General features: G+C 45.5%; 16 protein-coding genes, 2 tRNA genes, 1 rRNA gene and 1 riboswitch. Of the genes, 10 read left to right on the top strand and 9 right to left on the bottom strand.

Annotated elements, in window-relative coordinates:
- The first annotated feature begins 2 nt into the window (after positions 1 to 2).
- From rrf to UF05_RS13680, 3 genes are all read left to right on the top strand, one after another.
- A 5S ribosomal RNA gene (rrf, locus tag UF05_RS13690) occupies positions 3 to 118 on the top strand.
- Between the two features lie 30 nt (positions 119 to 148).
- Positions 149 to 225 (top strand) — tRNA-Asp (locus UF05_RS13685).
- Positions 226 to 293: 68 nt separating this feature from the next.
- Positions 294 to 370, top strand: a tRNA-Trp gene (locus tag UF05_RS13680).
- Between the two features lie 407 nt (positions 371 to 777).
- On the opposite strand, the gene UF05_RS26835 is transcribed toward UF05_RS13680, so the two are convergent.
- From UF05_RS26835 to UF05_RS13675, 4 genes are all read right to left on the bottom strand, one after another.
- Positions 778 to 960, bottom strand: a complete 183-nt coding sequence (locus UF05_RS26835) for a transposase (RefSeq protein WP_079400692.1) — start codon at positions 958 to 960, stop codon at positions 778 to 780.
- A 307-nt stretch (positions 961 to 1,267) separates the two neighbouring features.
- On the bottom strand, positions 1,268 to 1,462 hold the full coding sequence (locus UF05_RS25815) for a helix-turn-helix domain-containing protein (RefSeq protein WP_223848341.1): 195 nt from the start codon (positions 1,460 to 1,462) through the stop codon (positions 1,268 to 1,270).
- 29 nt (positions 1,463 to 1,491) lie between these two features.
- Positions 1,492 to 1,611 (bottom strand): helix-turn-helix domain-containing protein, encoded by a 120-nt coding sequence (locus UF05_RS26830; RefSeq protein ID WP_079400693.1) that lies wholly within the window; start codon positions 1,609 to 1,611, stop codon positions 1,492 to 1,494.
- Positions 1,612 to 1,806: 195 nt separating this feature from the next.
- On the bottom strand, positions 1,807 to 3,141 hold the full coding sequence (locus UF05_RS13675) for a cation:proton antiporter (protein WP_011106084.1): 1,335 nt from the start codon (positions 3,139 to 3,141) through the stop codon (positions 1,807 to 1,809).
- Between the two features lie 191 nt (positions 3,142 to 3,332).
- Between UF05_RS13675 and metH the strand changes: the two genes are divergently transcribed.
- The gene (gene metH, locus UF05_RS13670) at positions 3,333 to 7,013 is read left to right on the top strand and encodes a methionine synthase (RefSeq protein ID WP_029864664.1); all 3,681 of its coding nucleotides are present in this window, start codon (positions 3,333 to 3,335) and stop codon (positions 7,011 to 7,013) included.
- A 123-nt stretch (positions 7,014 to 7,136) separates the two neighbouring features.
- Here the strand turns inward: metH and lysC are convergent, their stop codons facing one another.
- Positions 7,137 to 8,489, bottom strand: coding sequence for a lysine-sensitive aspartokinase 3 (gene lysC, locus UF05_RS13665; protein ID WP_005480997.1), 1,353 nt, complete (start codon positions 8,487 to 8,489; stop codon positions 7,137 to 7,139).
- A 102-nt stretch (positions 8,490 to 8,591) separates the two neighbouring features.
- Positions 8,592 to 8,770, bottom strand: a riboswitch (Lysine riboswitch).
- A 325-nt stretch (positions 8,771 to 9,095) separates the two neighbouring features.
- Here lysC and UF05_RS13655 point away from each other — a divergent pair.
- Positions 9,096 to 10,217: a pyridoxal-phosphate-dependent aminotransferase family protein gene (locus tag UF05_RS13655; protein WP_029837284.1), complete on the top strand. Its 1,122-nt coding sequence runs from the start codon at positions 9,096 to 9,098 to the stop codon at positions 10,215 to 10,217.
- A gap of 118 nt (positions 10,218 to 10,335) precedes the next feature.
- On the opposite strand, the gene UF05_RS13650 is transcribed toward UF05_RS13655, so the two are convergent.
- From UF05_RS13650 to UF05_RS13635, 4 genes are all read right to left on the bottom strand, one after another.
- A complete protein-coding gene (locus tag UF05_RS13650; RefSeq protein WP_045544924.1) occupies positions 10,336 to 12,114 on the bottom strand; it encodes a PglL family O-oligosaccharyltransferase in 1,779 nt (592 codons plus the stop codon).
- Between the two features lie 67 nt (positions 12,115 to 12,181).
- A complete protein-coding gene (uvrA, locus tag UF05_RS13645) occupies positions 12,182 to 15,004 on the bottom strand; it encodes an excinuclease ABC subunit UvrA (protein WP_045544939.1) in 2,823 nt (940 codons plus the stop codon).
- 137 nt (positions 15,005 to 15,141) lie between these two features.
- On the bottom strand, positions 15,142 to 16,014 hold the full coding sequence (gene galU / locus UF05_RS13640; RefSeq protein ID WP_005466627.1) for a UTP--glucose-1-phosphate uridylyltransferase GalU: 873 nt from the start codon (positions 16,012 to 16,014) through the stop codon (positions 15,142 to 15,144).
- A 257-nt stretch (positions 16,015 to 16,271) separates the two neighbouring features.
- Positions 16,272 to 16,916, bottom strand: coding sequence for a LuxR C-terminal-related transcriptional regulator (locus tag UF05_RS13635; protein ID WP_005480993.1), 645 nt, complete (start codon positions 16,914 to 16,916; stop codon positions 16,272 to 16,274).
- A gap of 278 nt (positions 16,917 to 17,194) precedes the next feature.
- Between UF05_RS13635 and UF05_RS13630 the strand changes: the two genes are divergently transcribed.
- The 5 genes from UF05_RS13630 to UF05_RS13610 all read left to right on the top strand — a co-directional run bounded on the left by UF05_RS13630 (position 17,195) and on the right by UF05_RS13610 (position 22,401).
- On the top strand, positions 17,195 to 17,725 hold the full coding sequence (locus tag UF05_RS13630) for a single-stranded DNA-binding protein (RefSeq protein ID WP_005466625.1): 531 nt from the start codon (positions 17,195 to 17,197) through the stop codon (positions 17,723 to 17,725).
- 240 nt (positions 17,726 to 17,965) lie between these two features.
- Positions 17,966 to 19,975: an RNase E specificity factor CsrD gene (gene csrD / locus UF05_RS13625; RefSeq protein ID WP_011106082.1), complete on the top strand. Its 2,010-nt coding sequence runs from the start codon at positions 17,966 to 17,968 to the stop codon at positions 19,973 to 19,975.
- Positions 19,976 to 19,986: 11 nt separating this feature from the next.
- Entirely contained in the window at positions 19,987 to 21,432 is a 1,446-nt protein-coding gene (locus UF05_RS13620) for a hypothetical protein (RefSeq protein ID WP_045544925.1), read from the top strand.
- Positions 21,429 to 22,079, top strand: a complete 651-nt coding sequence (gspM, locus tag UF05_RS13615) for a type II secretion system protein GspM (RefSeq protein ID WP_005497276.1) — start codon at positions 21,429 to 21,431, stop codon at positions 22,077 to 22,079. Before UF05_RS13620 ends, gspM begins: the two co-directional genes overlap by 4 nt.
- Positions 22,072 to 22,401 carry an MSHA biogenesis protein MshK gene (locus UF05_RS13610; protein ID WP_005481006.1) on the top strand — a complete coding sequence of 110 codons (330 nt, stop codon included), beginning with the start codon at positions 22,072 to 22,074 and terminating at the stop codon, positions 22,399 to 22,401. Before gspM ends, UF05_RS13610 begins: the two co-directional genes overlap by 8 nt.
- The last annotated feature ends 9 nt before the right edge of the window (positions 22,402 to 22,410 follow it).

Raw genomic sequence — 22,410 nt, 5'->3', positions numbered from 1 at the left:
TACTTCGCGAAAATAGCGTTTTGGACCCACCTGACTCCATTCCGAACTCAGAAGTGAAACGAAATAGCGCCGATGGTAGTGTGGGGCTTCCCCATGTGAGAGTAGGACATCGCCAGGCTTTTAATTTAGACTTAGGTCTAACCAGTGCGGAGCGGTAGTTCAGTTGGTTAGAATACCGGCCTGTCACGCCGGGGGTCGCGGGTTCGAGTCCCGTCCGCTCCGCCACTTATTTCGAAAACCTCGCCTTTGCGAGGTTTTTTTGAATCTACAATGTGATAAACTGTAGTTACAACAGGGGTGTAGCTCCAATTGGCAGAGCAGCGGATTCCAAATCCGCGTGTTGGGAGTTCGAATCTCTCCACCCCTGCCATATTTAAAGCCTCAGTCGAAAGACTGGGGCTTTTTTGTTTTCAGCCCTAAACCACCTACTTCAGTAGGTGGTTATCATTCGTTGCGGCTTTGCCTAATTCCCAAATTTCTTACTTTTGTATCGTACTCACCAGAAGTAAGTCAAAGCACTTCAGTACACATCTTCAACGAACTCAATAGTTTTGTTTAGTTGCACTCTATAAGTGATGCCATAAATTTAGTGTTGGAGAGTGAAGAGAGACTGCGGTGCCACATCGAGGTTCTGGTCTAGGCCCCCTTTTAGGGGGCTCACACAAAGCCACCTTCTTTAGAAGGTGGTAGTTTACATCTGTAGCTCTGAGCTGAAGATATTTCTCCATACCGTTATTATACCAATCTTGAAAATTAACTGGTTAGGTCTATCCATTTTTACGAATGCATTTTGGTGATTCTTTTGGAGCAATCCAAAACCGATTCGATTCTATGCATCGCAGACTTGGAGATGATGTCGTGGTAATCAGTAAAAGATTGGTTGGCTAAATAGCGTTGCCTCAAGCAACGCCATACTTGTTCGATAGGGTTTAGCTCTGGAGAATAGGGTGAAAGTTTGATGACACTGACATTTTAAAGTCATTGGCAATTTCTTCTGTACGTCATCCTCCACCATCCATAACAATGACGGCGCGACATCCCTCCTCCGTGACTGCCAATATTTGTTTTAAGTGCTCTATCATGATGTCTTTATGAACCCAAGGACAATGATAGCCTCACCAATTCCTCTGCTGCGACGACTGAACCGAACAGATAAGCATACACGAATTGTTGTTGCTTCACGGCTCTTGGGCGAGCTGCTTTTTCAGTCCATAAGCGTGTTGTCGTGTTTTGTTGCCCAAACCTGGCTTCGTCCTGAAACCAGACATCAACACACTGTCCTGATCGTTTCGATTTTGAATTTTTTAAAATCGTCTTGTGCTTGTTGAGGTTGTTTGGGGTGTTTTGAGCGGGAAGTTATCCATGAAAATCCCATGTGGTCGAGTAGGTAATAGATAGAGTCAGGGCGGTAGTACTCGCCAAATTCTTTCATGATAAAAGCGTGGATATCGGAACCAGTCAGTCGTCCGCCTTGTGTATTATTGGCTTTTCTTACCGTTCTTCTAGCCCTTCTTCAAGAAAGGTTTGAACCCATTTATTGATACTAGTTCGACTTACCTTGAGAAACTTGACGATTTGTGTGCGTGAATATACATCATTTGAGATGAGCAAGGGCCAGCAGGCTCATTTTTATCTGAATCGCCTCAATTGGATCATATTTTTACTTAGATTGTTATTAGGCTTGGGCTTCGCTCTGAGGAGAGTAGAACGGGGAGGTTTCTAGATAACATTGTTGGTGAAGTCTTCGAATTTTAGAGCATAAAAAAGCAGCCCTAAGGCTGCTTTTTAAATATGGGGAGAATGGAATTAGGCTTCAGTTTGTTCTCTTTGTTCTGCTAAAGAGCTTTGAGCTAGCTTTTCATCTTCCATCTTTTTTTCTTCAGCTTTCGCCTTTTCAATCATTGGTGTAATGGTTGAACCTTGAATAAGGATAGAGAACACCACAACCGAATAGGTCATTACAAGGATGATCTCTTTTACATCGATCAGCTTGTCTTGAACCACCCAAATTCCTGATGGAATTGAAAGTGCCATTGCTAGCGCTAGGCCGCCACGTAGGCCACCCCAAGTCAAAATTTTTACTGACCATGGGTTGTATTTTCTGTAACGTTTAAAGCCTATGTATGAGATAAAGACGCTGAGATAGCGAGAGGCTAGCACCAGAGGGACTGCAATTGCCATCATGATCCAGTCTTCTTCATGGAACTTAAATAGCAGCATCGACATACCAATTAATAGGAATAGCACGCCGTTTAGGAACTCATCTACTAACTCCCAGAAGTGGTCTAGGTGGTCTTCACTCTCTTTAGAGAAGCCAATAAAGCGCGTCCAGTTACCGATCATAATTCCCGACACCACCATCGCAAGTGGGCCTGAAACATGAATGTACTCAGCAAATGCGTAACCTGCTGTAGGAACACCGATGGTAAGTAGTAGCTCCATTGAGTGATCGTCAGTAGCACTGATTAGGTAGTGGAATACTAAGCCCAATAGAAAGCCATAGACGATCCCGCCAATCGCTTCTTGGATGAAGAGTAGAGTGACGCTACCGACTGTTGGTGCTTCTGAGCCAAATGCAATGGTGAAAAGCGTGACGAAAATAACCAAGCCGAAGCCATCATTGAATAGTGACTCCCCTTCGATCTGTGTCGAGATACGTTTAGGTGCATCTAACTTTTTAACGATAGCTAGAACGGCAATCGGGTCGGTAGGCGAGATTAATGCGCCAAACAGCAAGCAGTAAACCAAATCAAACTGTATGCCGATCAGCATACAAAGGCCATAAAGAACAAAGCCGATGAAGAAGGTTGAGAACAGGGTTGCTCCAAGAGCCAATACCGTGATTTCCCACTTTTGATCTTTTAAGTTGGGTAGCTTGATGCCCAAGCCGCCAGCAAAAAGCAAAAATCCAAGGATGCCTTTCAACAAAAAGTCTTCAAAGTTGATTCTTGTTACCGTCTCGGTTGCAATCTCCGTAAGGTGAAACCAGTTGTTTTGACCGGCGATCAAAATAAGTAGAGAAAGAACCATTGAACCAGCCGTAATGGCTATAGTGGTTTGCATCTTTCCTATCTTGCTGTTTACAAAAGCAATTAGCATTGCAGCTGCGGATAGAAAACATAAAGTATGATAGACCGACATAGAGCTCTCTATTTGTAACATTTTATGAATGGAATTCTCGGCTGATGCTGTCTAAATAGCAAACATTTTTTCGGGTTTATTTTGCAAGTTAAGAAGGAGATAAAATAATCATTAAATCTCCATTTAGACGTCTAGACTCCTGAAGTTTGTGTGATAGGATGGAATCATAACTAAAGGAATGAGGCTGTACTGTGGGAAGCAAAGTAAGACAACAGATTGAAGCTCAATTGAAGAAACGTATCTTATTGATTGATGGTGGTATGGGCACCATGATCCAAGGGTACAAACTTGAAGAGCAAGATTACCGAGGAGAGCGCTTTGCCAATTGGCACTGTGATCTAAAAGGCAACAACGACTTGTTGGTGCTAAGCCAGCCTCAACTAATTAAGGAAATCCATAGCGCTTACCTTGAAGCCGGCGCTGATATTCTAGAAACCAATACCTTTAACGCGACCACCATTGCGATGGCTGACTATGAGATGGAAAGCCTGAGTGAAGAGATTAACTTCGCCGCGGCAAAACTGGCTCGTGAAGTTGCCGATGAGTGGACGGCGAAAACGCCTGACAAACCTCGTTACGTTGCAGGTGTACTTGGTCCAACCAACCGAACGTGCTCTATCTCCCCTGATGTGAATGATCCCGGCTACCGCAATGTTTCTTTCGATGAGCTGGTTGAAGCGTATTCCGAGTCAACTCGAGCATTAATCAGAGGTGGCGCTGATCTTATTTTGATCGAAACTATTTTCGATACATTGAATGCTAAAGCATGTGCCTTTGCTGTTGATTCTGTATTTGAAGAGCTTGGCTTCGCACTGCCTGTCATGATTTCCGGTACGATTACGGACGCTTCGGGCCGAACGCTATCAGGGCAAACCACGGAAGCATTTTACAACTCTCTACGTCATGTAAGGCCGTTATCTTTCGGTCTTAACTGTGCATTGGGGCCAGATGAACTGCGCCCATACGTGGAAGAGCTTTCTCGTATTTCTGAATCATTTGTTTCCGCACACCCTAACGCAGGTTTGCCGAATGCTTTTGGAGAATATGACCTTTCTCCAGAAGATATGGCAGAGCATGTAAAAGAGTGGGCTAGCAGCGGCTTTTTAAATCTGATTGGTGGCTGTTGTGGTACAACGCCGGAGCATATTCGCCAAATGGCGCAGGCCGTTGAAGGTGTTACACCTCGCGCTTTGCCAGATTTGCCTGTTGCTTGTCGTCTCTCCGGATTAGAGCCATTAACGATTGAGAAAGAGACTTTATTCATCAATGTCGGTGAGCGAACTAACGTCACAGGTTCTGCTCGCTTTAAACGTTTGATCAAAGAAGAACAGTATGACGAAGCATTAGAAGTCGCGCGTCAGCAAGTTGAAAATGGTGCCCAAATCATCGACATCAACATGGATGAGGGGATGTTAGACGCACAGGCTTGTATGGTGCGTTTTCTAAACCTATGTGCCTCAGAACCAGAAATCTCCAAAGTGCCAATCATGGTCGACTCTTCCAAATGGGAAGTGATCGAAGCGGGTCTGAAATGCATTCAAGGTAAAGGCATTGTGAACTCTATCTCTTTGAAGGAAGGCAAAGAGAAATTTGTTGAGCAAGCTAAACTGATCCGTCGTTATGGCGCAGCTGTGATCGTCATGGCATTCGATGAGGTTGGTCAGGCAGAAACACGCGCGCGCAAGCTAGAAATTTGTACAAATGCTTATCGTATTTTGGTAGATGAAGTTGGCTTCCCGCCAGAAGACATTATTTTTGACCCGAACATTTTTGCCGTCGCAACGGGTATCGATGAGCACAACAACTATGCTGTTGATTTCATTGAAGCTGTAGCGGACATCAAGCGCGATTTGCCACACGCGATGATCTCCGGAGGCGTGTCGAACGTGTCTTTCTCTTTCCGCGGTAATAACTACGTTCGTGAAGCAATCCATGCCGTATTCCTTTATCACTGTTTTAAAAACGGTATGGACATGGGCATTGTGAACGCGGGGCAGCTCGAAATTTATGACAACGTACCGGAAAAATTACGAGAAGCAGTAGAAGACGTTGTGCTTAACCGTCGAGATGACGCTACAGAAAGATTGTTAGATATCGCAGCTGAGTACGCAGATAAAGGTGTTGGCAAAGAAGAAGATGCCTCTGCGCTTGAGTGGCGAACTTGGCCTGTCGCAAAACGTTTAGAGCATGCGTTAGTTAAAGGGATCACAGAGTTCATTGTCGCAGACACTGAAGAAGCACGTGTAAATGCGGCAAAGCCACTTGAAGTGATTGAAGGCCCTTTGATGGATGGCATGAACGTGGTGGGTGACCTATTTGGTGAGGGTAAGATGTTCTTACCTCAAGTAGTGAAATCTGCACGTGTGATGAAGCAAGCTGTCGCGCATTTAGAGCCTTTTATTAACGCCGAAAAACAATCTGGTAGCAGTAACGGAAAAATTTTGTTGGCGACAGTGAAGGGTGACGTGCACGACATCGGCAAAAACATTGTAGGCGTTGTACTGCAGTGTAATAACTACGAGATCATCGATCTTGGCGTGATGGTACCGTGTGAAAAGATCTTAAAAGTCGCGCTAGAAGAGAACGTTGATATTATCGGTTTGTCTGGGTTGATTACCCCATCTCTGGATGAAATGGTTCATGTTGCTAAAGAGATGGAACGTCTCAATTTTGATCTTCCGCTTCTGATTGGCGGAGCTACCACATCCAAAGCTCACACTGCCGTGAAGATTGAGCAGAACTACAAAAATCCGGTGGTTTACGTAAACAATGCGTCGCGCGCAGTAGGGGTTTGTTCGTCATTACTCTCCGATGAACGTCGACCTGCCTTTATAGAAAAACTGGATGCGGATTATGAGCGTGTTCGTGACCAACACAATCGTAAGAAGCCGCGTACTAAGCCTGTCACTTTAGAACAAGCGCGTGCAAACAAAGTCGCGATAGATTGGGATGCATACACGCCACCAGTTCCTGCAAAACCAGGCCTTCATATTTTCGATGATTTTGATGTCGCAACCTTACGCAAGTATATCGACTGGACGCCGTTTTTCATGACGTGGTCGCTGGTAGGAAAATACCCGACAATCTTCAAACATGAAGAAGTGGGTGAGGAGGCTCAGCGTCTATTCCATGATGCCAATGAGCTGCTTGATCGAGTTGAGCGTGAAGGATTGCTTAAGGCTCGCGGGATATGTGGCCTATTCCCAGCGGCAAGTGTGGGTGATGATATTGAAGTGTACACCGATGAGTCGCGTACCGAGGTTGCTAAAGTATTGCGCAATCTTCGTCAGCAAACAGAAAAGCCTAAAGGCTTTAACTACTGCTTGTCGGATTACATCGCGCCAAAAGAATCTGGCAAACAGGATTGGGTTGGAGCGTTTGCAGTAACTGGCGGTATCGGTGAGCGTGAGTTGGCCGATGAGTACAAAGCGAAAGGCGATGACTACAACGCAATCATGATTCAAGCGGTGGCGGATCGTTTAGCCGAAGCTTTTGCTGAATACTTGCATGAGCGTGTCAGGAAAGAAATTTGGGGCTATGCAGCAGATGAAAATCTATCGAATGATGAGCTCATCCGTGAAAAGTACCAAGGGATCCGTCCTGCACCGGGTTACCCAGCTTGTCCTGAGCATACAGAGAAAGGCCCGCTTTGGGAGTTACTGAATGTTGAAGAGAACATCGGTATGTCACTAACAACGAGCTATGCAATGTATCCGGGGGCATCAGTGTCCGGTTGGTACTTCTCACATCCAGACTCTCGCTATTTTGCGATCGCTCAGATCCAAGACGATCAGTTAGAGAGTTATGCTGATCGTAAAGGTTGGGATAGGATCGAAGCTGAAAAATGGTTGGGGCCAAACATTAACGGCTAAATCAAGTGAACAAGCAATAAAAAGGGCTGCCAATGTGCAGCCCTTTAATTTGTCGTTGTTCCCTCAAAAACCACGTTATGCTTTTTGAACCACGGTAGTGGGCACTTGAGGAACAAACCAATATTATTGTTCGAAGAGCTCTGTATGCAGCTTCTGAATGGCTTGCTTCGCCACCGACTCATTCACAAGGAAGCACAGGTTATGAGGGCTTGCTCCATAACAGATCATGCGTAAGTTCAAATCTTCTAGCGTACCAAACACTTGCTTCGCATAGCCTTTACGTTCACTCATCTTGTTACCAATCAAGGCTACCAAACAAAGGTCATGTTCTACTTCGACCTTACACAACTCTTCCAACTCTTCACGTGCTGCTTGAGGAAGTTGTGGTGCGCCGCCTGAGGTATCAGTTTGATCTAGCGTGAGTGACACACTGATTTCTGATGTGGTGATAAGGTCTACCGAAATTTTGTGCTTGGCTAAAATCTCAAATACTTTTGCTAAGAAGCCGTACGCATGGAACATGTTCGCACTACGTAGAGTGACCATCGTTTGATTACAACGCAGAGCGAGGGCGCGGAACAGTGGTGAGCTTTCGACTTGATGACGAATCCACGTGCCGCCTTTTTCTGGTTCTTTGGATGAGCCAACAAAAACCGGGATATCATGGCGTAGAGCAGGGACCAGTGTTGATGGGTGTAATATTTTCGCGCCAAAGTTAGCCATTTCAGAGGCTTCACTAAAACTGATCTCTGGGATTGGTGACGCTTTTGGTGCAATGCGAGGATCGGTCGTGTAAATACCAGGAACATCTGTCCAAATTTCAAGTCCAGATGCTTTCACACCTTCAGCAATCAAGGCTGCACTGTAGTCGCTACCACCGCGGCCTAACGTTGTTGTATTGCCTTCTTCGTCAGAGCCAATGAAGCCCTGTGTGATGACGACAGAATCAAGACATAAAGGGATAAGCTTCTCTTGCGCTAGTTGAGCAATGGCTTCGACATTCGGTTCTGCGCGACCAAAGTTGTCGTCGGTTCTTAGCACTTCACGAATATCAAATCGCACTGCATTGATACCACGCTCTCGCATGAGCTGCGCCAAAATGTGTGTCGACATTAACTCACCACATGCCACAAGGTGGTCGGTCAGTTTGGTGTTTGCTTGAATTGAGGCAGCTTCTGCAAGGCTGGTCACGGTATCTAAAATTCCGTACACCTCTGAAGAGGCTTCTGTCGCATCTTCCAATTGAGCCAAAATGGAATCATGGATCTCAGCTAGGTTTTTTAGTAACTCAGCACGGTGTTCCTGATCTTGAACGCCATTGGCCAGTTCTACCAAGATGTTGGTTACCCCAGAGCAAGCGCTGCTAACAACAAGGCGAGTATTTGGATTGTTTTCGATGATGGTGGCACAACGACTCATTGCCTCAAAATTGGCAACACTGGTCCCACCGAATTTAGCTACGTTAAATGCGCTCACTGCGTTTCTCCCACGACTTCCTAAAAAATATACACATCCAATGTTTTGTGAGGAAAGGAACAGAGCAAAAAGAGAGGTAGTTAGATTGTCATTTGAAAATGTACCCTCAGAAGCTCTTCATCAGACGGTGCTGATGACAGTTGATGGGACTCAACCCAAGTCAACCGACAAGCCAAACCCTGCAATTTTGACTTACCTCGGCACTACTCCCCCTGAATGATTGGTATTGGAATTGCGGTTCCACAAATCACCTGCCTGGGCAGTGCTCCTCTTCTACATAAAGCTCAAACATTGAACGGTTTTGACGTCACAATGTCAATCAATATTTCAACCAGAATGATGGTTTTTATTAACGAAATTGTGACAGTGGTTTGACCTCTATACTTAGGGCTAATTGCCGTGTGCAACAAAATACATTAGTGTGAAACCTTTGATGCCTGAATGTATTGCTAATCGAAATAAAAATTGCTCCTGTTTTCTGGTGAACTACTTGTTAAATAATTCAAGTGAGTTTTCTTGCAAAGCATAAGAGTGACGATGTTTTGATGGCAAATAATTCTAAAAATGACTTCTTTCAGGCTAAATGACTGCAATCAAGGAGCTGACATGCCGATCCAAAGCTTTATTCCCCCTCACCGAATTTTAATGGGCCCTGGTCCTTCCGATGTTTATCCGCAGGTATTGCAAGCCCTTAGCCGTCCAACGGTTGGTCATCTAGACCCTCTGTTTATCGCGATGATGGATGAGCTTAAACAGCTGTTGAAATACGCTTTTCAAACCGAAAATGAGTTCACTATTGCGGTTTCTGCTCCAGGCAGTGCTGGGATGGAGACTTGTTTCGTTAACTTGATCGAGAAAGGTGACAAAGTCATCGTTTGTCGAAACGGTGTCTTTGGTGAGCGCATGCGTGAAAACGTGATTCGTGCTGGTGGTGAAGTGGTGCTAGTCGATGATGAATGGGGTGTGCCTGTTTCAGTAGATAAAGTTGAACAAGCACTACAGCAACATCCTGATACAAAAATTCTGGCTTTTGTGCATGCTGAGACATCAACAGGTGCTGTCAGTGATGCACAAACTCTAGGTAAGTTAGCCAAGCAATATAATGTGTTGTCGATTGTGGACGCCGTTACATCGTTAGGCGGCGTACCGTTAAAAGTTGATGAATGGCAGCTTGATGCTGTGTACTCGGGCAGTCAAAAGTGTTTGTCGTGTGTGCCTGGCTTGTCTCCGGTGACGCTGTCTCCGGCTGCTATCGAAAAAATTCAATCGCGCACTACGCCAGTTCAAAGTTGGTTCCTCGATCAAAGCTTAGTGTTGGGGTACTGGAGTGGGGAAGGTAAGCGTAGCTACCATCACACAGCTCCAGTGAATAGCCTATATGCATTGCATGAAGCACTGCTTGTGTTGCAGAACGAGGGGCTTGAGAACGCGTGGGCTCGCCATCAATTGATGCATGAGAAGTTGAAAGATGGTCTTCAGAAACTGGGTTTTGAATTTGTAGTGGAAGAATCTTACCGTTTACCTCAATTGAACGCGATTTATGTGCCTGAAGGGATCGATGAAGCGAAAGTTCGCGCGCATCTACTTGAAACTTACAACCTTGAAATTGGTGCAGGGCTAGGTGCGTTGGCTGGCAAAGCATGGCGTATTGGGTTGATGGGATACGGTGCTCGTGCGGAAAACGTCGCGCTGTGCTTGAAGGCTCTGGAAGAGTCTTTAACTGAGTAAGAGTTGCGCATTAGAGCGTCTCAAGAGCTTGGAACTCTATTACTCATAGACCAACAGGGCCTAAAATCATTGGGCTGAAAACAAAAAAGCGAAGGAAGTCCTTCGCTTTTTTGTTTGTCTATTCCGCATCAGACGTGCTAGGCGTTGCCGATTGGGCTTGTGAGGGTGGTTGATAATTTACTTGGCTAAAGTCGATGTTCGGAAATAAGAATTGAGCCTCAGCACGAATTTGTTCTGCTTTACTGCTGTCATCCAGTCCTTGATAAGCCAAGATTAAGTTATTGTAGAACGCAGGGCGTGGCTTATCTTTAATGATCTGCAATGACCAATCAATATAAGGTTGAATCAAACTTGGATCTTGCTTGTACAGACCAATATTCAAAAAGGTACTGTAAACGTCCCAGTCAAATCTGTCTTTCCATACGACCGGGTTACTTACCTGATTCAAAATATCAGGATTAGTTGGTCGCGTAGTTTCGAACTTCGTCAGAATGTAGTTCGTGTGTAGTGCGCTCACCATATAGAAGGTAAACACGGCCGGAATCACCAAGCTAAAAACACGTAGCAGACTTTTGGTCACTTTGCTAAACCCAACTTGGCGATAGCGCGAGACACGTTGGTCGACCCAATACAGCAAAATGATGAAAATCAGCCAGTGCGCGAGAGAGTGATAAAACGGATATTCCAACTGAGAGTGAAGTACGATAGGAATGAATAACGCAAGCAACGCTAGGCGTGTGCCACGTTTGGCTTGATAAATCCGATGTAAAACCAATCCCATTGCGAGGATTATGCCTAATACAGGCAGAAGCCCACCTTCTACGCCCCAGTACAACATTTCATTGTGTGGATGATCCATCGATGGCAAGCCTGCAGGATAGTTCTCATTCAGCGCATGCTGGCGCGCGGTGTACAGCATGTACTCAGATTCAAACTTACCGTAACCGTAGCCAGTGAACGGTTTCTCGATCACCATATCCAAGGTTTGAGGGAAAGTGTACGCTCGAGGCGATTCCATATTCACTTTCTCTGTCGCCAGTCCACTTCCATCCGGGAATGCAATGCTCATTACAACGAACGAGAGCACCAAGCCCGTAACCAAAGCTGCGATCCAGCGAATAAAGCGGCCTTTGGTTGCAAAGCGATACATATACGGAATCACTAACAACAAACCGATGATGGTCGCTAGCCATCCTGTGCGCGAAGCTAACGCGACAATCAACGGCAAGGTAACAACAGGTACGGCATATAAAAGGTAAACGTCGCTTAGCTTACGTGAGTACTTATAGGGTTGACGAGCTAGAAGGTAACTGGCAATGACTAATCCAGTAGCGAGAAAGCTAGCCATCACATTCGGTTGCTGAAAGATCCCGTACGGACGGTTAGCAATCGTGTCGTAGCCGAAAGGATTTCCTGGTTTTAGAAAAAGATATTGCGTCAGACCAAATAGAGCTTCAATCACGACAGCCAGTACGATGAACCAAAGTAACCGTTGGCGATGCTTATTACTGAAATGAAATTGCTGTAAGACAACAAAAAACAGGAAACCACTCCACAGGCCGATAAGTTTGTTCGCTGCCAGAGTGCTGTCCGCATTGGGGTAGAATACTGGCAACGTCATGATGATCGCGCTGATCAGTAACCCGATGGTTAGCTTTGAATAGCGTAAAATGCGGTTACTCGCGAGCTGATAGCAACCGATACCTAACGCAAAGCTAAATGCAATCCACGTTGTTGCGTTGAAGGATAAGGCTAACCCTGACCCACCTGGATTGGGCATAAAAAAGTGCATGGCCAGTAAAAACAGAACGGCCAAGGCGATGAGAAACTTGCGATTGAGAGGAACTTGTACTTTTTCAGGAGAAAGTTTGGTTCCACTTACATGTATAGTAGCCATATATATTGCGTTGTTTTGAATGAAAAAAGACCAGCGTAGGCTGGTCTTTGTACTTTACCTGTTTTTTCTATTTCAACATAGGCTTAAGGAATCGAGCTGTGTGCGAACCTTCGATCTGAGCCACATCTTCTGGTGTTCCCTGGGCAATGATCTCTCCGCCGCCTTGTCCGCCTTCTGGTCCTAAGTCGATGATCCAGTCTGCTGTTTTGATGACGTCCAAGTTATGCTCGATAACCACAACGGTATTCCCGTGATCGCGCAGGCGATGAAGTACGGTCAATAACTGCTGAATATCATGGAAGTGCAGACCAGTTGTTGGCTCATCCAGAATGTACAAGGTTTTACCCGTATCACGCTTGGATAGCTCTCTTGCCAATTTCACTCGCTGCGCTTCGCCGCCTGATAATGTGGTTGCCGCTTGACCTAAACGAATGTAAGACAGACCAACGTCCATTAGAGTTTGCAGCTTGCGGGCAATCGCAGGAACAGGATCGAAGAAGGTGCGAGCATCCTCGACGGTCATTTCCAGTACTTCATCGATGGTTTTGCCTTTGTAGCGTACTTCCAGTGTTTCGCGGTTATAGCGCTTCCCTTTACACACATCACATGGCACGTACACGTCTGGTAAGAAGTGCATCTCGACTTTGATAACACCATCCCCCTGACAAGCTTCACAGCGACCACCACGAACGTTAAAACTAAAGCGGCCAGGTTTGTAACCACGTGAACGTGATTCCTGCGTACCAGCAAACAGCTCGCGAATAGGGGTAAAGATTCCCGTGTACGTCGCAGGGTTCGAGCGTGGTGTTCGGCCAATTGGGCTTTGATCGATGTCGATAACCTTATCGAAATGTTCTAGACCTTTAATCGACTTATAAGGCGATGGGTGTGCAGTAGTAGCGCCATTGAGTTGGGTGTGTGCAATTTTGAAGAACGTATCGTTGATCAAGGTTGATTTACCGGAGCCAGACACGCCAGTAATACAGCTAAACAATCCGACAGGAATAGACAAGTCGACGTTCTTCAGGTTGTTACCTGTTGCGCCTAGTAGCTCGACGGTTTTCTTGGGATCGCGAGGGGTACGCTCTTTAGGGACTACTATCTCTTTTGCGCCACTTAGATACTGACCTGTGAGAGAGTTCGGGTTGGCGATGATCTCATCCATCGTTCCTTCGGCAACCACATTACCGCCGTGTACCCCCGCTCCCGGGCCAATATCAATCACGTGATCGGCACAGCGAATGGCATCTTCATCGTGTTCTACCACGAGTACGGTATTACCTAAATCGCGCAAATGAGTCAGTGTTTTTAGGAGTCGTTCGTTATCACGCTGGTGGAGGCCAATCGACGGTTCATCTAATACGTACATGACACCAACAAGACCTGCACCAATTTGGCTCGCTAAGCGAATGCGTTGTGCTTCGCCACCGGATAGCGTCTCTGCACTCCGGGATAAATTAAGGTAGTTCAAGCCCACATTTACAAGGAACTGTAGACGATCATTGATCTCCTTCATGACCTTTTCTGCGATTTGTGCACGTTGACCTTCTAGCTTGAGTGTTTGGAAGAAGGTAAGGGCATCTGCAATACTGAGCTCAACGATCTCAGGTAAGGTAGTATCGGCAATAAATACATTACGTGCTTCAAGGCGTAGACGAGTACCGCCACAGCTTGAGCATGATTTTGTCGAGATGTATTTAGCTAACTCTTCTCGAACCGAGTTGGACTCGGTATCGCGGTAACGACGTTCAAGCGTATTTAAAATCCCTTCAAATGGGTGGCGCTTTACACGAATGTCGCCGCGATCATTGATGTACTTAAACTCGATCTCGGTGCGACCTGAGCCTTTGAGAATAACGTCTTGCGTTTTCTTTGGCAGAGAGTTGAACGGAGCATGCAAATCAAATCCATAATGATCCGCCAATGAAGTCAGCATTTGGAAGTAATAGTAATTCTTTTGATCCCAACCACGAATAGCACCTTGTGCCAAACTGAGTGAGTCATCTTGAATCACTCGGCTTGGATCAAAATACTGTTGTACACCCAAGCCATCACAAGTTCCACACGCGCCTGCTGGGTTGTTAAATGAGAACAATCTCGGTTCCAGCTCTTGCATGCTGTAGCCACATTGCGGACAAGCGAAGTTCGCTGAAAAGATGATTTCTTCCCCATCGCCATCCATCGGAGCAATCACCGCAATACCACCAGAAAGCTCTAGCGCCGTCTCAAATGACTCTGCTAAACGTTGTTGCAGATCTGGGCGAACTTTGAATCGGTCGACCACGACTTCAATGGTGTGTTTTTTGTGTAGCTCAAGTGTTGGAGGATCTGAAAGATCACAAGTTTCGCCGTCAATACGCGCTCGAATAAAACCTTGGGCGGCAAGGTTTTCTAGTGTTTTTACATGCTCGCCTTTGCGCTCTTTTACTATTGGAGCAAGCAGCATCATTTTGCTGCCTTCTGGCAGTTCCAATACTTTATCCACCATCTGGCTGACAGTTTGTGCGGCTAATGGGGCGTGGTGAGTAGGACAGCGTGGTTCACCAACACGAGCGTAAAGCAGACGTAAGTAGTCGTAAACTTCGGTGATGGTACCGACGGTTGAGCGAGGGTTATGAGATGTCGATTTTTGTTCAATAGAAATCGCCGGTGATAAACCTTCGATGTGATCGACATCTGGTTTTTCCATAAGAGACAAAAACTGACGAGCATAAGCAGACAGTGATTCGACATAACGTCGTTGGCCTTCTGCATATAAGGTATCGAATGCGAGAGAGGACTTACCGGAGCCGCTTAACCCAGTAATTACTGTCAGTTTATCGCGAGGAATAGTCAGATTGATGTCTTTGAGGTTATGGGTTCGGGCACCGCGAACTTCTATTTTATCCATCATTTTTGCTCTATGTATAACCAAGTTGGGCAAGTATTACATAGTGTGAGAAATGTGCAAAGGAATACTGGACAAAAAAACAGTAAACAAAAAGCCCGGTATAAAACCGGGCTTTAGAGTCTAGGCTGATGAAAGGCTTACACTTCTTTCTTTGTCGCGTGCTTACCTAATTCAGACTTCTTTTCATCTTTTAGGTACAAGTTTTCGAAACAGTAGTTTGTTGCTTCAATGTAGCCTTCTACGCTACCACAATCAAAGCGCTTACCTTTGAATTTATATGCGAGAACACAACCGGCTTTTGCTTGTTTCAGCAGCGCATCCGTAATTTGGATTTCACCACCTTTACCTGGTTCTGTGTTTTCGATGAGTTCAAAAATATCAGGGGTAAGGATGTAACGACCAATGATCGCAAGATTGCTTGGCGCTGTGCCTGGTTCTGGTTTTTCTACCATGTCATCTACGCGGTAGATGTCATCTTTGATCATTTCACCAGAAATCACGCCGTATTTGTGCGTCTCATCAGCAGGTACTTCTTGTACTGCCACGATAGAACAGCGGAATTGCTTAAACAGCGCAACCATTTGAGCAAGAACGCCTTCTTCCTCGTTCACACACAAGTCATCGGCAAGTACTACAGCGAAAGGTTCATCACCAACCAGTTCACGCCCCGTTAGAATCGCGTGACCTAGACCTTTCATTTCACGTTGGCGAATGTAGGTAAAGTTCGCTGATTCAATGATCTCACGAATATCGACAAGTAACTCTTCTTTGTTGGTACCACTAATTTGGTGCTCAAGCTCGTAGTTCTTATCAAAGTGATCCATGATTGAGTGTTTGCCACGGCCTGTCACAATACACATACCGTTCATACCAGCTTGAATTGCCTCTTCAACGCCGTATTCAATCAACGGTTTGTTCACTACTGGCATCATTTCTTTTGGCATTGATTTTGTAGCTGGAAGAAAGCGCGTGCCGTAGCCTGCAGCAGGGAACAGACATTTTTTAATCATTGGGGGAATATCCTTTCTCGTCATTATCAAGAATCTGCGCAACACTTTAACACGAGAGTCGCGCATGAATCATGAATAAAGTAGGAAAAAATGTGAGACGCAGTGCGGAAAAAAGCATGATCAGTCAGGCCGTGCCGCTGTTGAGGAGCTATGTCTAACAATAAACAGGAAACTTACTCTCTCGTTGTGTTCACTATTCGACTCGCTGGGCTCGTAATCTCAGGTTCTATTAGTCGTCTTAATACATGAATGTAAGGTTAAGACATCAAGTTTTGATCGGCCCAAGCAATGGCTTGAACTCGGTTTTTCACTGAGAGCTTTTTAAAGATCTGATACAGGTGCGACTTGATCGTAAATTCGCTAACAAACAGTTCTTCTGCCATCTGGCTATTCGATGCCCCGGCTTGCAGACAACGCAGCACTTGCAGTTCACGAATGGTGAGATCGACGGTTGCTGGCGCGGTGTGAGTATTTATCACATTTCGATAGTAGTGCAGCAGTTGGCTGGTTACGTTGCGTGGTAGCCAGTTTTGCCCGTTGACAATGCCTTTCAGTCCTTCGCCGACTTGTTCTAAAGAATCTTCGCTGTAAAACAAGCCTTTTAATTGACCGAAGGCGAGCAGTTCATCCGTAGTGAGGCGCTTTGGAACGTTGAACACGACCGTCTCAAAGTTCTTCCAAACCAATGGCAGGTTTTTAATCGATTGAACGAGTGATTTATGTTCACTGAAGTCAATGAGTAGAATTTTATTTCGATGTTCGGGTTTCGCTTCCATTAGGGCATCGGTTGAGATTACAGGAATGCTCATATCGATGTACTTTTCTAATGATGCGACTTTTTGCGCAGCATCGTCTTCCATACTAATCAGAAATAGCTTTCTTGCGTAAGCCGACTTTCTCACGTGTTCAAATCTCCCAAGGTTCAGTAGAGGCCGTAAGTTGGCATTAAAGTATGGGGAGAGCTATAGCTTTGGTGAATAAATGCGTTGAGATTCAAAGGTTCACGAATGAAGTCTGCAACGCGAATCAAAAATGCTACATATGAAAGTTGAACTGAGATTTTGGTTCTAGCGTAGGGCGTGATCGAACACAATGGCATTGGGCTTTAACCAAAACATCAAAGCGTGTATTCTATTGCGCTAAAATTAATATACAGATCCAGAGTGAAACGGAGCACATCATGGCCAGCCGTGGAATTAACAAAGTTATTTTGGTGGGGAATCTAGGTAACGACCCTGAAATTCGTTACATGCCTAATGGCGGTGCGGTAGCAAACATCACGATTGCTACTTCTGAGTCATGGCGTGACAAAGCGACTGGCGAACAGCGCGAAAAAACAGAATGGCACCGTGTTGTGTTGTTCGGTAAGTTGGCAGAAGTTGCTGGTGAATACCTGCGTAAAGGTTCACAAGTTTACGTTGAAGGCCAACTTCAAACTCGTAAATGGCAAGACCAAAGTGGCCAAGATCGCTACTCAACAGAAGTTGTGGTTCAAGGTTTCAATGGTGTAATGCAAATGCTTGGTGGCCGTGCTCAAGGTGGCGCTCCTGCAATGGGCGGTCAACAACAGCAGCAAGGCGGTTGGGGTCAACCTCAACAACCGGCTCAGCAGCAATACAATGCACCTCAACAGCAGCAACAGGCTCCGCAGCAACCACAGCAGCAATACAACGAGCCACCAATGGATTTTGATGACGATATTCCGTTCTGAATCCCCGCTATGTTTGAATCGAAAAGGCCGCGAATATCGCGGCTTTTTTATTGCCTGAATTCAGCATGTGAGCCCGATCTTTTTAATCACTTCGCACTAACGATAAAGCTTATCAATGAAAGCAATTCTCTATATGCTTCCAACTCTCACAATCAGACTAATCCGATTGTTTGCCGAGCACTTATCAAGTATAAATATTTCAATAAGGTATATGATGAATAGAAAAGGAATTTGGTATTCATGAGGTATACCCCAACTCTTAAGCTAAGCACGCGGCTGGTGGCTTTTGTCACCATGATCGTTATATGCGCAATGTTTATCTTGTTTGTCGGCGGCACCCTCTCTTTCAAACGACTTGGGCAAGAATATCTTACCCACTACTTGGAAGGGATTGTCGAGGTTGTTGATAAAGAGATGGAAGATCCTGATGCAGCTTATTCTATGCAGCGTTGGATGCCCAAAATGTTGCAAGCAAGCAACATCGTTGAAATGACGCTCTCGACAAACAACGCCGTCGTTTATCGGTTCAAAGACACTTCGCATCAAATAGAAGCGTCGGCCTTGTTTGAAACTGAGTACCAGCTGACTCACAATCAAGACTATGTCATCCGTTTTAAAGCCATCCCTCCCTACTTAGGTTACAGCTACTCCATGCAGGCGTTGTGGTCGATCACTCTTGCCGTTATTTTGATCATCTTTTGTTTGATGCGCGGTGTTGCGTGGCTAAAAGAGCAGCTTGCTGGTTCAGAAATGCTGGAAGAGCGAGGAAGAATGATCTTGGCGGGGCGAGTTGAGCAATACGCCAAGGGAGATAAAAAAGAGTGGCCTTACACCGCGAGTGAAGCACTCGATGTGTTGATCGAAGAATTACAGGATGCGCGTCAGGAGCGCAGCCGCTTTGATACCTTTATCCGCACTCAAACTTTTCTCGATAAGCTCACTGGAACAGCCAATCGAGTGCTCTTTGATAGCAAGCTGGAATCGGCTCTTTTAGAGAGTGGCGCACGTGGCGCGGTCTTGCTGATTCGTATTCAAGATTGGAAGCTCGTGGAAGAAGAGCAAGATAAGCAAATCACCGACGAGTTTATTGTTGAAGTCGGCAGCTTGTTATCCAATTTAGTGCAGCGTTACCCAGACGTGGTGTTCTCTCGTTATTACGATGCCGATTTTGCACTGTTCTTACCTCATCAAAGCGCCAAAGATGTTGCCAACTTGGCCTCACAATGTATTCGTCAACTAGAGAAACTTACGCCGCCAGATCCGCTCGACCCCGACAACTGGTGCCATATTGGTATCACTATGTACAAAGAGGGAGAGCGACACAGCCAAATTATTGATGAGGCGGAAACGGCACTCAGAAGTGCGCAGCTACAAAACAACAATAACTGGAGCCGTTTTAAGAAATGGAACCACGATGAAGAAGCGCGCGGAAGTGTGAGATGGCGTACGTTATTTGATACGGCACTTACATCAGAAAATGTGATACTCTACGCACAATCGGTTCACTCAATAAGTGATGCGACGCATAAAAAAGCCTTACACGAAGAGTTAACATGTCGAATTCGGGATCCTGAAAATGGCATTGTTAAAGCGTCCCGGTTTATCTCTGCTATCAGACAAGTGGGCTATGAAGCTCAAATGGATAGAGCTGTACTTCATAAATTCTTAAAAGACTTTAAAGAGAATTTTGACAGCTCTAAAAATTATGCTCTAAATCTAAATGTGACGCCTTTTTCGAGTCGCGAATACTTCAAGTGGTTTCGTGATGAACTTTTACAGTTGTCACGCGAGCAGAGAAAGTGTCTCAATTTTGAGTTTGTGGAAGCACAATTTGTAAGACACTTAGACTTTATGCGACCAGTCGCTAAAATGCTGGCCGGTTTGGGATGCCATCTCATGGTGGGGCAAGCGGGACGAACCATCGTCAGCACTCACTACCTAAAAGAAGTGGACATTCGTTATCTCAAGCTTCATCGCAGCTTGGTAGCAAAAATCGATCAGCGACATGAGAACCAGCTTTTTGTCCGCAGTATGCTAGGTGCAGCGGCGAACAGCAAAACCAAAATCATAGCAGTGGGAATTGAGAATCAACAAGAGCTAAACACGCTTCTTGAATTAGGTGTGTACGGCGGACAAGGACGCTATTTTTCTGCAGAGCAGCAATATCTTCCTCGCCCACAAACAGCGCAACATTCTCAATCAGAATCCCAAGTTAAATTGGGAAGACGAAATCGCTGGCGGAAAAAATAAAGATAATAATCATGGAATTTAAAGCAGTATTCGACAAGCTGATGCGATCATCTGGTGGTGGTCGCTCTTGCTTTTTGGTTATTCAGCCAGACGCAGTTTATTTATCATCACCAGCTAAAAGTGGCCGTCCGTCTCAGTTTGAAATTTCTGAATCAAATTGGGAACGCGCTGTTGAGCAAGCGTTAAGCGTTGCCGCGAGCGCTTATGATTCTCTGACCGTAGTGCTGTCACACAACTACTATCAGATGTATCAAATCGACAAGCCAGCCATGCCACGCCAAGAGTGGTCGGCGGCGCTGCCGTTTTTACTCAAAGAGCTTATTTCTGAGCGTGCCATCGATATCATCGCTGATGCGGTAGAGCTACCAAACTCAAGTAAAGTGCAAGCTTATGTTTTATCAAGAAAGATGCTTGATAAAATTGTGCTACTGGCTAGTCGTGCTCAATTGCCGTTAGAAGCGATCATTCCGGAAGATGATGTTTGGGGTGGTACCGCTGGTGAGCTTGGTAACTTTTTGTTGCTGCAACGCAGCGCGCGTGGGCATTTCCGCATCAGTGCTTTTGTTGAGCACACCATTGCATTCCATCGTTCGATTCGTAGCGTGACACCTCCTCTTACTGGTGTACCGTCAAGCGAGCTACAGATGGACAGTTTGTCTCTGGAGCTGCAACGTTCGATAGACTACCTCTCTGCTCAGCTTCGTCAGGTTCAGTTGCACCAATTGAAAGTGTGCTGTGATGAAGAAGATGAGAACGAATTGGTTCAGTCGCTTAACTACCGCTTAAGCACCAAAGTATCGTCACTACTGCCTGAAGAACATGAACTCTCTGGTCATGTGCTTGCGGATGCGGCGGCGGCGTCTACAAATCGACGCGTCAATCTATATCCTGATCATTTAAAGCCGAAAAAAGATCTCCTTACGCTAAAAAATGTGGCGATTTCTTGGGGTGCGGCTGCGGCTGTGATTCTGTTGTCTTACGGCTACGTGTCTTGGCAAAGTGAAGGTTTGGAAGATGAAATCGCGATTGTGAAAGGCAAGGGCGATATTCTTAAATCTGACTTAGATTACTACCAAGTGAAGCTGCGAAAGCATCAGCCTGATCCAAATAAGTTAGCGGCCAAAGCGCGTCTAGAGCGTGAAGTCAAAGCTAAGCGAGATTCCTTGAAAGCGGTGGGCAAGTACGATGATTCGCAACGCACGGGTTACTCAGGTGTGATGCAGTCATTAGCAAAATTGGGCAACCAAGAAATCTCTTTATCCGAAATTCGCATCAACAACAACACCTTGGATTTAAAAGGCTTAGCGAAAGCTCCGAGTTCAGTGCCGAGTTGGGTAAGCCAGTTCAAGAATGAGATCAGTCTTGTTGGGCGAACATTTGACGACGTGAAAATCGGTCGCAATGAGAAAGACATAGTGACGTTTGAGTTGAAAACGCGCGAGGATAAAGAGAAATGAACGAATTCTGGAGCTCATTAGAAGAGCGCTTTGGAGACATGAGCGCGCGCGAGAAAATGCTGGTGGCGCTGTGTGGCTTCGTGACTGTAGTTATGTTGCTGTTTACGTTGGTGCTAGAACCTAAGCTCAATCAGATCTCAAACAATGAAAGACAGCTGAGTAACTTAAAGCAGTCAAACCAAAAAACAGAAATTGATATTTTACGTGTTAAGGCTCAATTGAAGAAAGATCCAAACGCAGATATTGATTTGGAAATTTCCAACCTGTTGACGGAAAGTCAGCATCTTTCGATGCAGTTGTCGCAAATTATTGAACACTTGGTAACGCCTTCACAAATGGCGGGCGTATTAGAGAGCGTATTAGAGCAGCAAAGTGGCATTCACTTGGTGTCATTGCAGACTCTGCCATCTGAGCCGATCACAGAAGATAAAGAAGCATCACAATACTCTGGCTACTACGTACACCCAGTGCGTATGGAGCTAACTGGTGACTACTTTTCTATTGCCAACTACTTAAACAAGTTAGAGAGCTTACCTGCCAGCTATTTTTGGCGTAGCTTCAGTTACAAAGTAGAAGAATATCCAAAAGCGAAGTTAGTGCTTGAAGTGTACACATTAGGTTCTCGAGAGGAGTTTATCGGTGGTTAAAAAACTCATTATCTCAATCGCGGCTATCGCCTTGTCTGGTTCAGTCTTGGCAAATCAGGATCCAACTGCACCACTTGGTTGGCAAAAACCAGCAGAGGTGTCTGCCAAGCCCAAAGCGAAACAATACCGCTTGCCGACACTGAACAGCATTGTCTGTAAGCCAAATACCGAATGTGTCGCAATCATGAATAACCGACTTGTCGAACAGGGTGAACTGTTTAACGGTTATCGAGTAGCAAGCATCAATAGTGAATTTGTAACTTTAAAGCGTGGTAGCCGTCAGTGGAACCTTGAGCTTTTTGGTTTAAACGTAAAAAAATAATAACCAGAG

Origin of the sequence: Vibrio sp. S457-15, assembly GCF_000960545.1 — a bacterium.
GTDB lineage: Bacteria > Pseudomonadota > Gammaproteobacteria > Enterobacterales > Vibrionaceae > Vibrio > Vibrio parahaemolyticus.
This window is presented reverse-complemented; position numbering and strand designations above follow the sequence as displayed.

Bases quoted from the DNA above. Each gene is read 5' to 3' on its own strand.
- uvrA (WP_045544939.1), bottom strand. From the start codon at position 15,004: ATGGATAAAATAGAAGTTCGCGGTGCCCGAACCCATAACCTCAAAGAC.
- UF05_RS13655 (WP_029837284.1), top strand. From the start codon at position 9,096: ATGCCGATCCAAAGCTTTATTCCCCCTCACCGAATTTTAATGGGCCCT.
- galU (WP_005466627.1), bottom strand. From the start codon at position 16,014: ATGATTAAAAAATGTCTGTTCCCTGCTGCAGGCTACGGCACGCGCTTT.
- UF05_RS13675 (WP_011106084.1), bottom strand. From the start codon at position 3,141: ATGTCGGTCTATCATACTTTATGTTTTCTATCCGCAGCTGCAATGCTA.
- gspM (WP_005497276.1), top strand. From the start codon at position 21,429: ATGAACGAATTCTGGAGCTCATTAGAAGAGCGCTTTGGAGACATGAGC.
- csrD (WP_011106082.1), top strand. From the start codon at position 17,966: ATGAGGTATACCCCAACTCTTAAGCTAAGCACGCGGCTGGTGGCTTTT.
- UF05_RS13630 (WP_005466625.1), top strand. From the start codon at position 17,195: ATGGCCAGCCGTGGAATTAACAAAGTTATTTTGGTGGGGAATCTAGGT.
- UF05_RS13650 (WP_045544924.1), bottom strand. From the start codon at position 12,114: ATGGCTACTATACATGTAAGTGGAACCAAACTTTCTCCTGAAAAAGTA.
- UF05_RS13620 (WP_045544925.1), top strand. From the start codon at position 19,987: ATGGAATTTAAAGCAGTATTCGACAAGCTGATGCGATCATCTGGTGGT.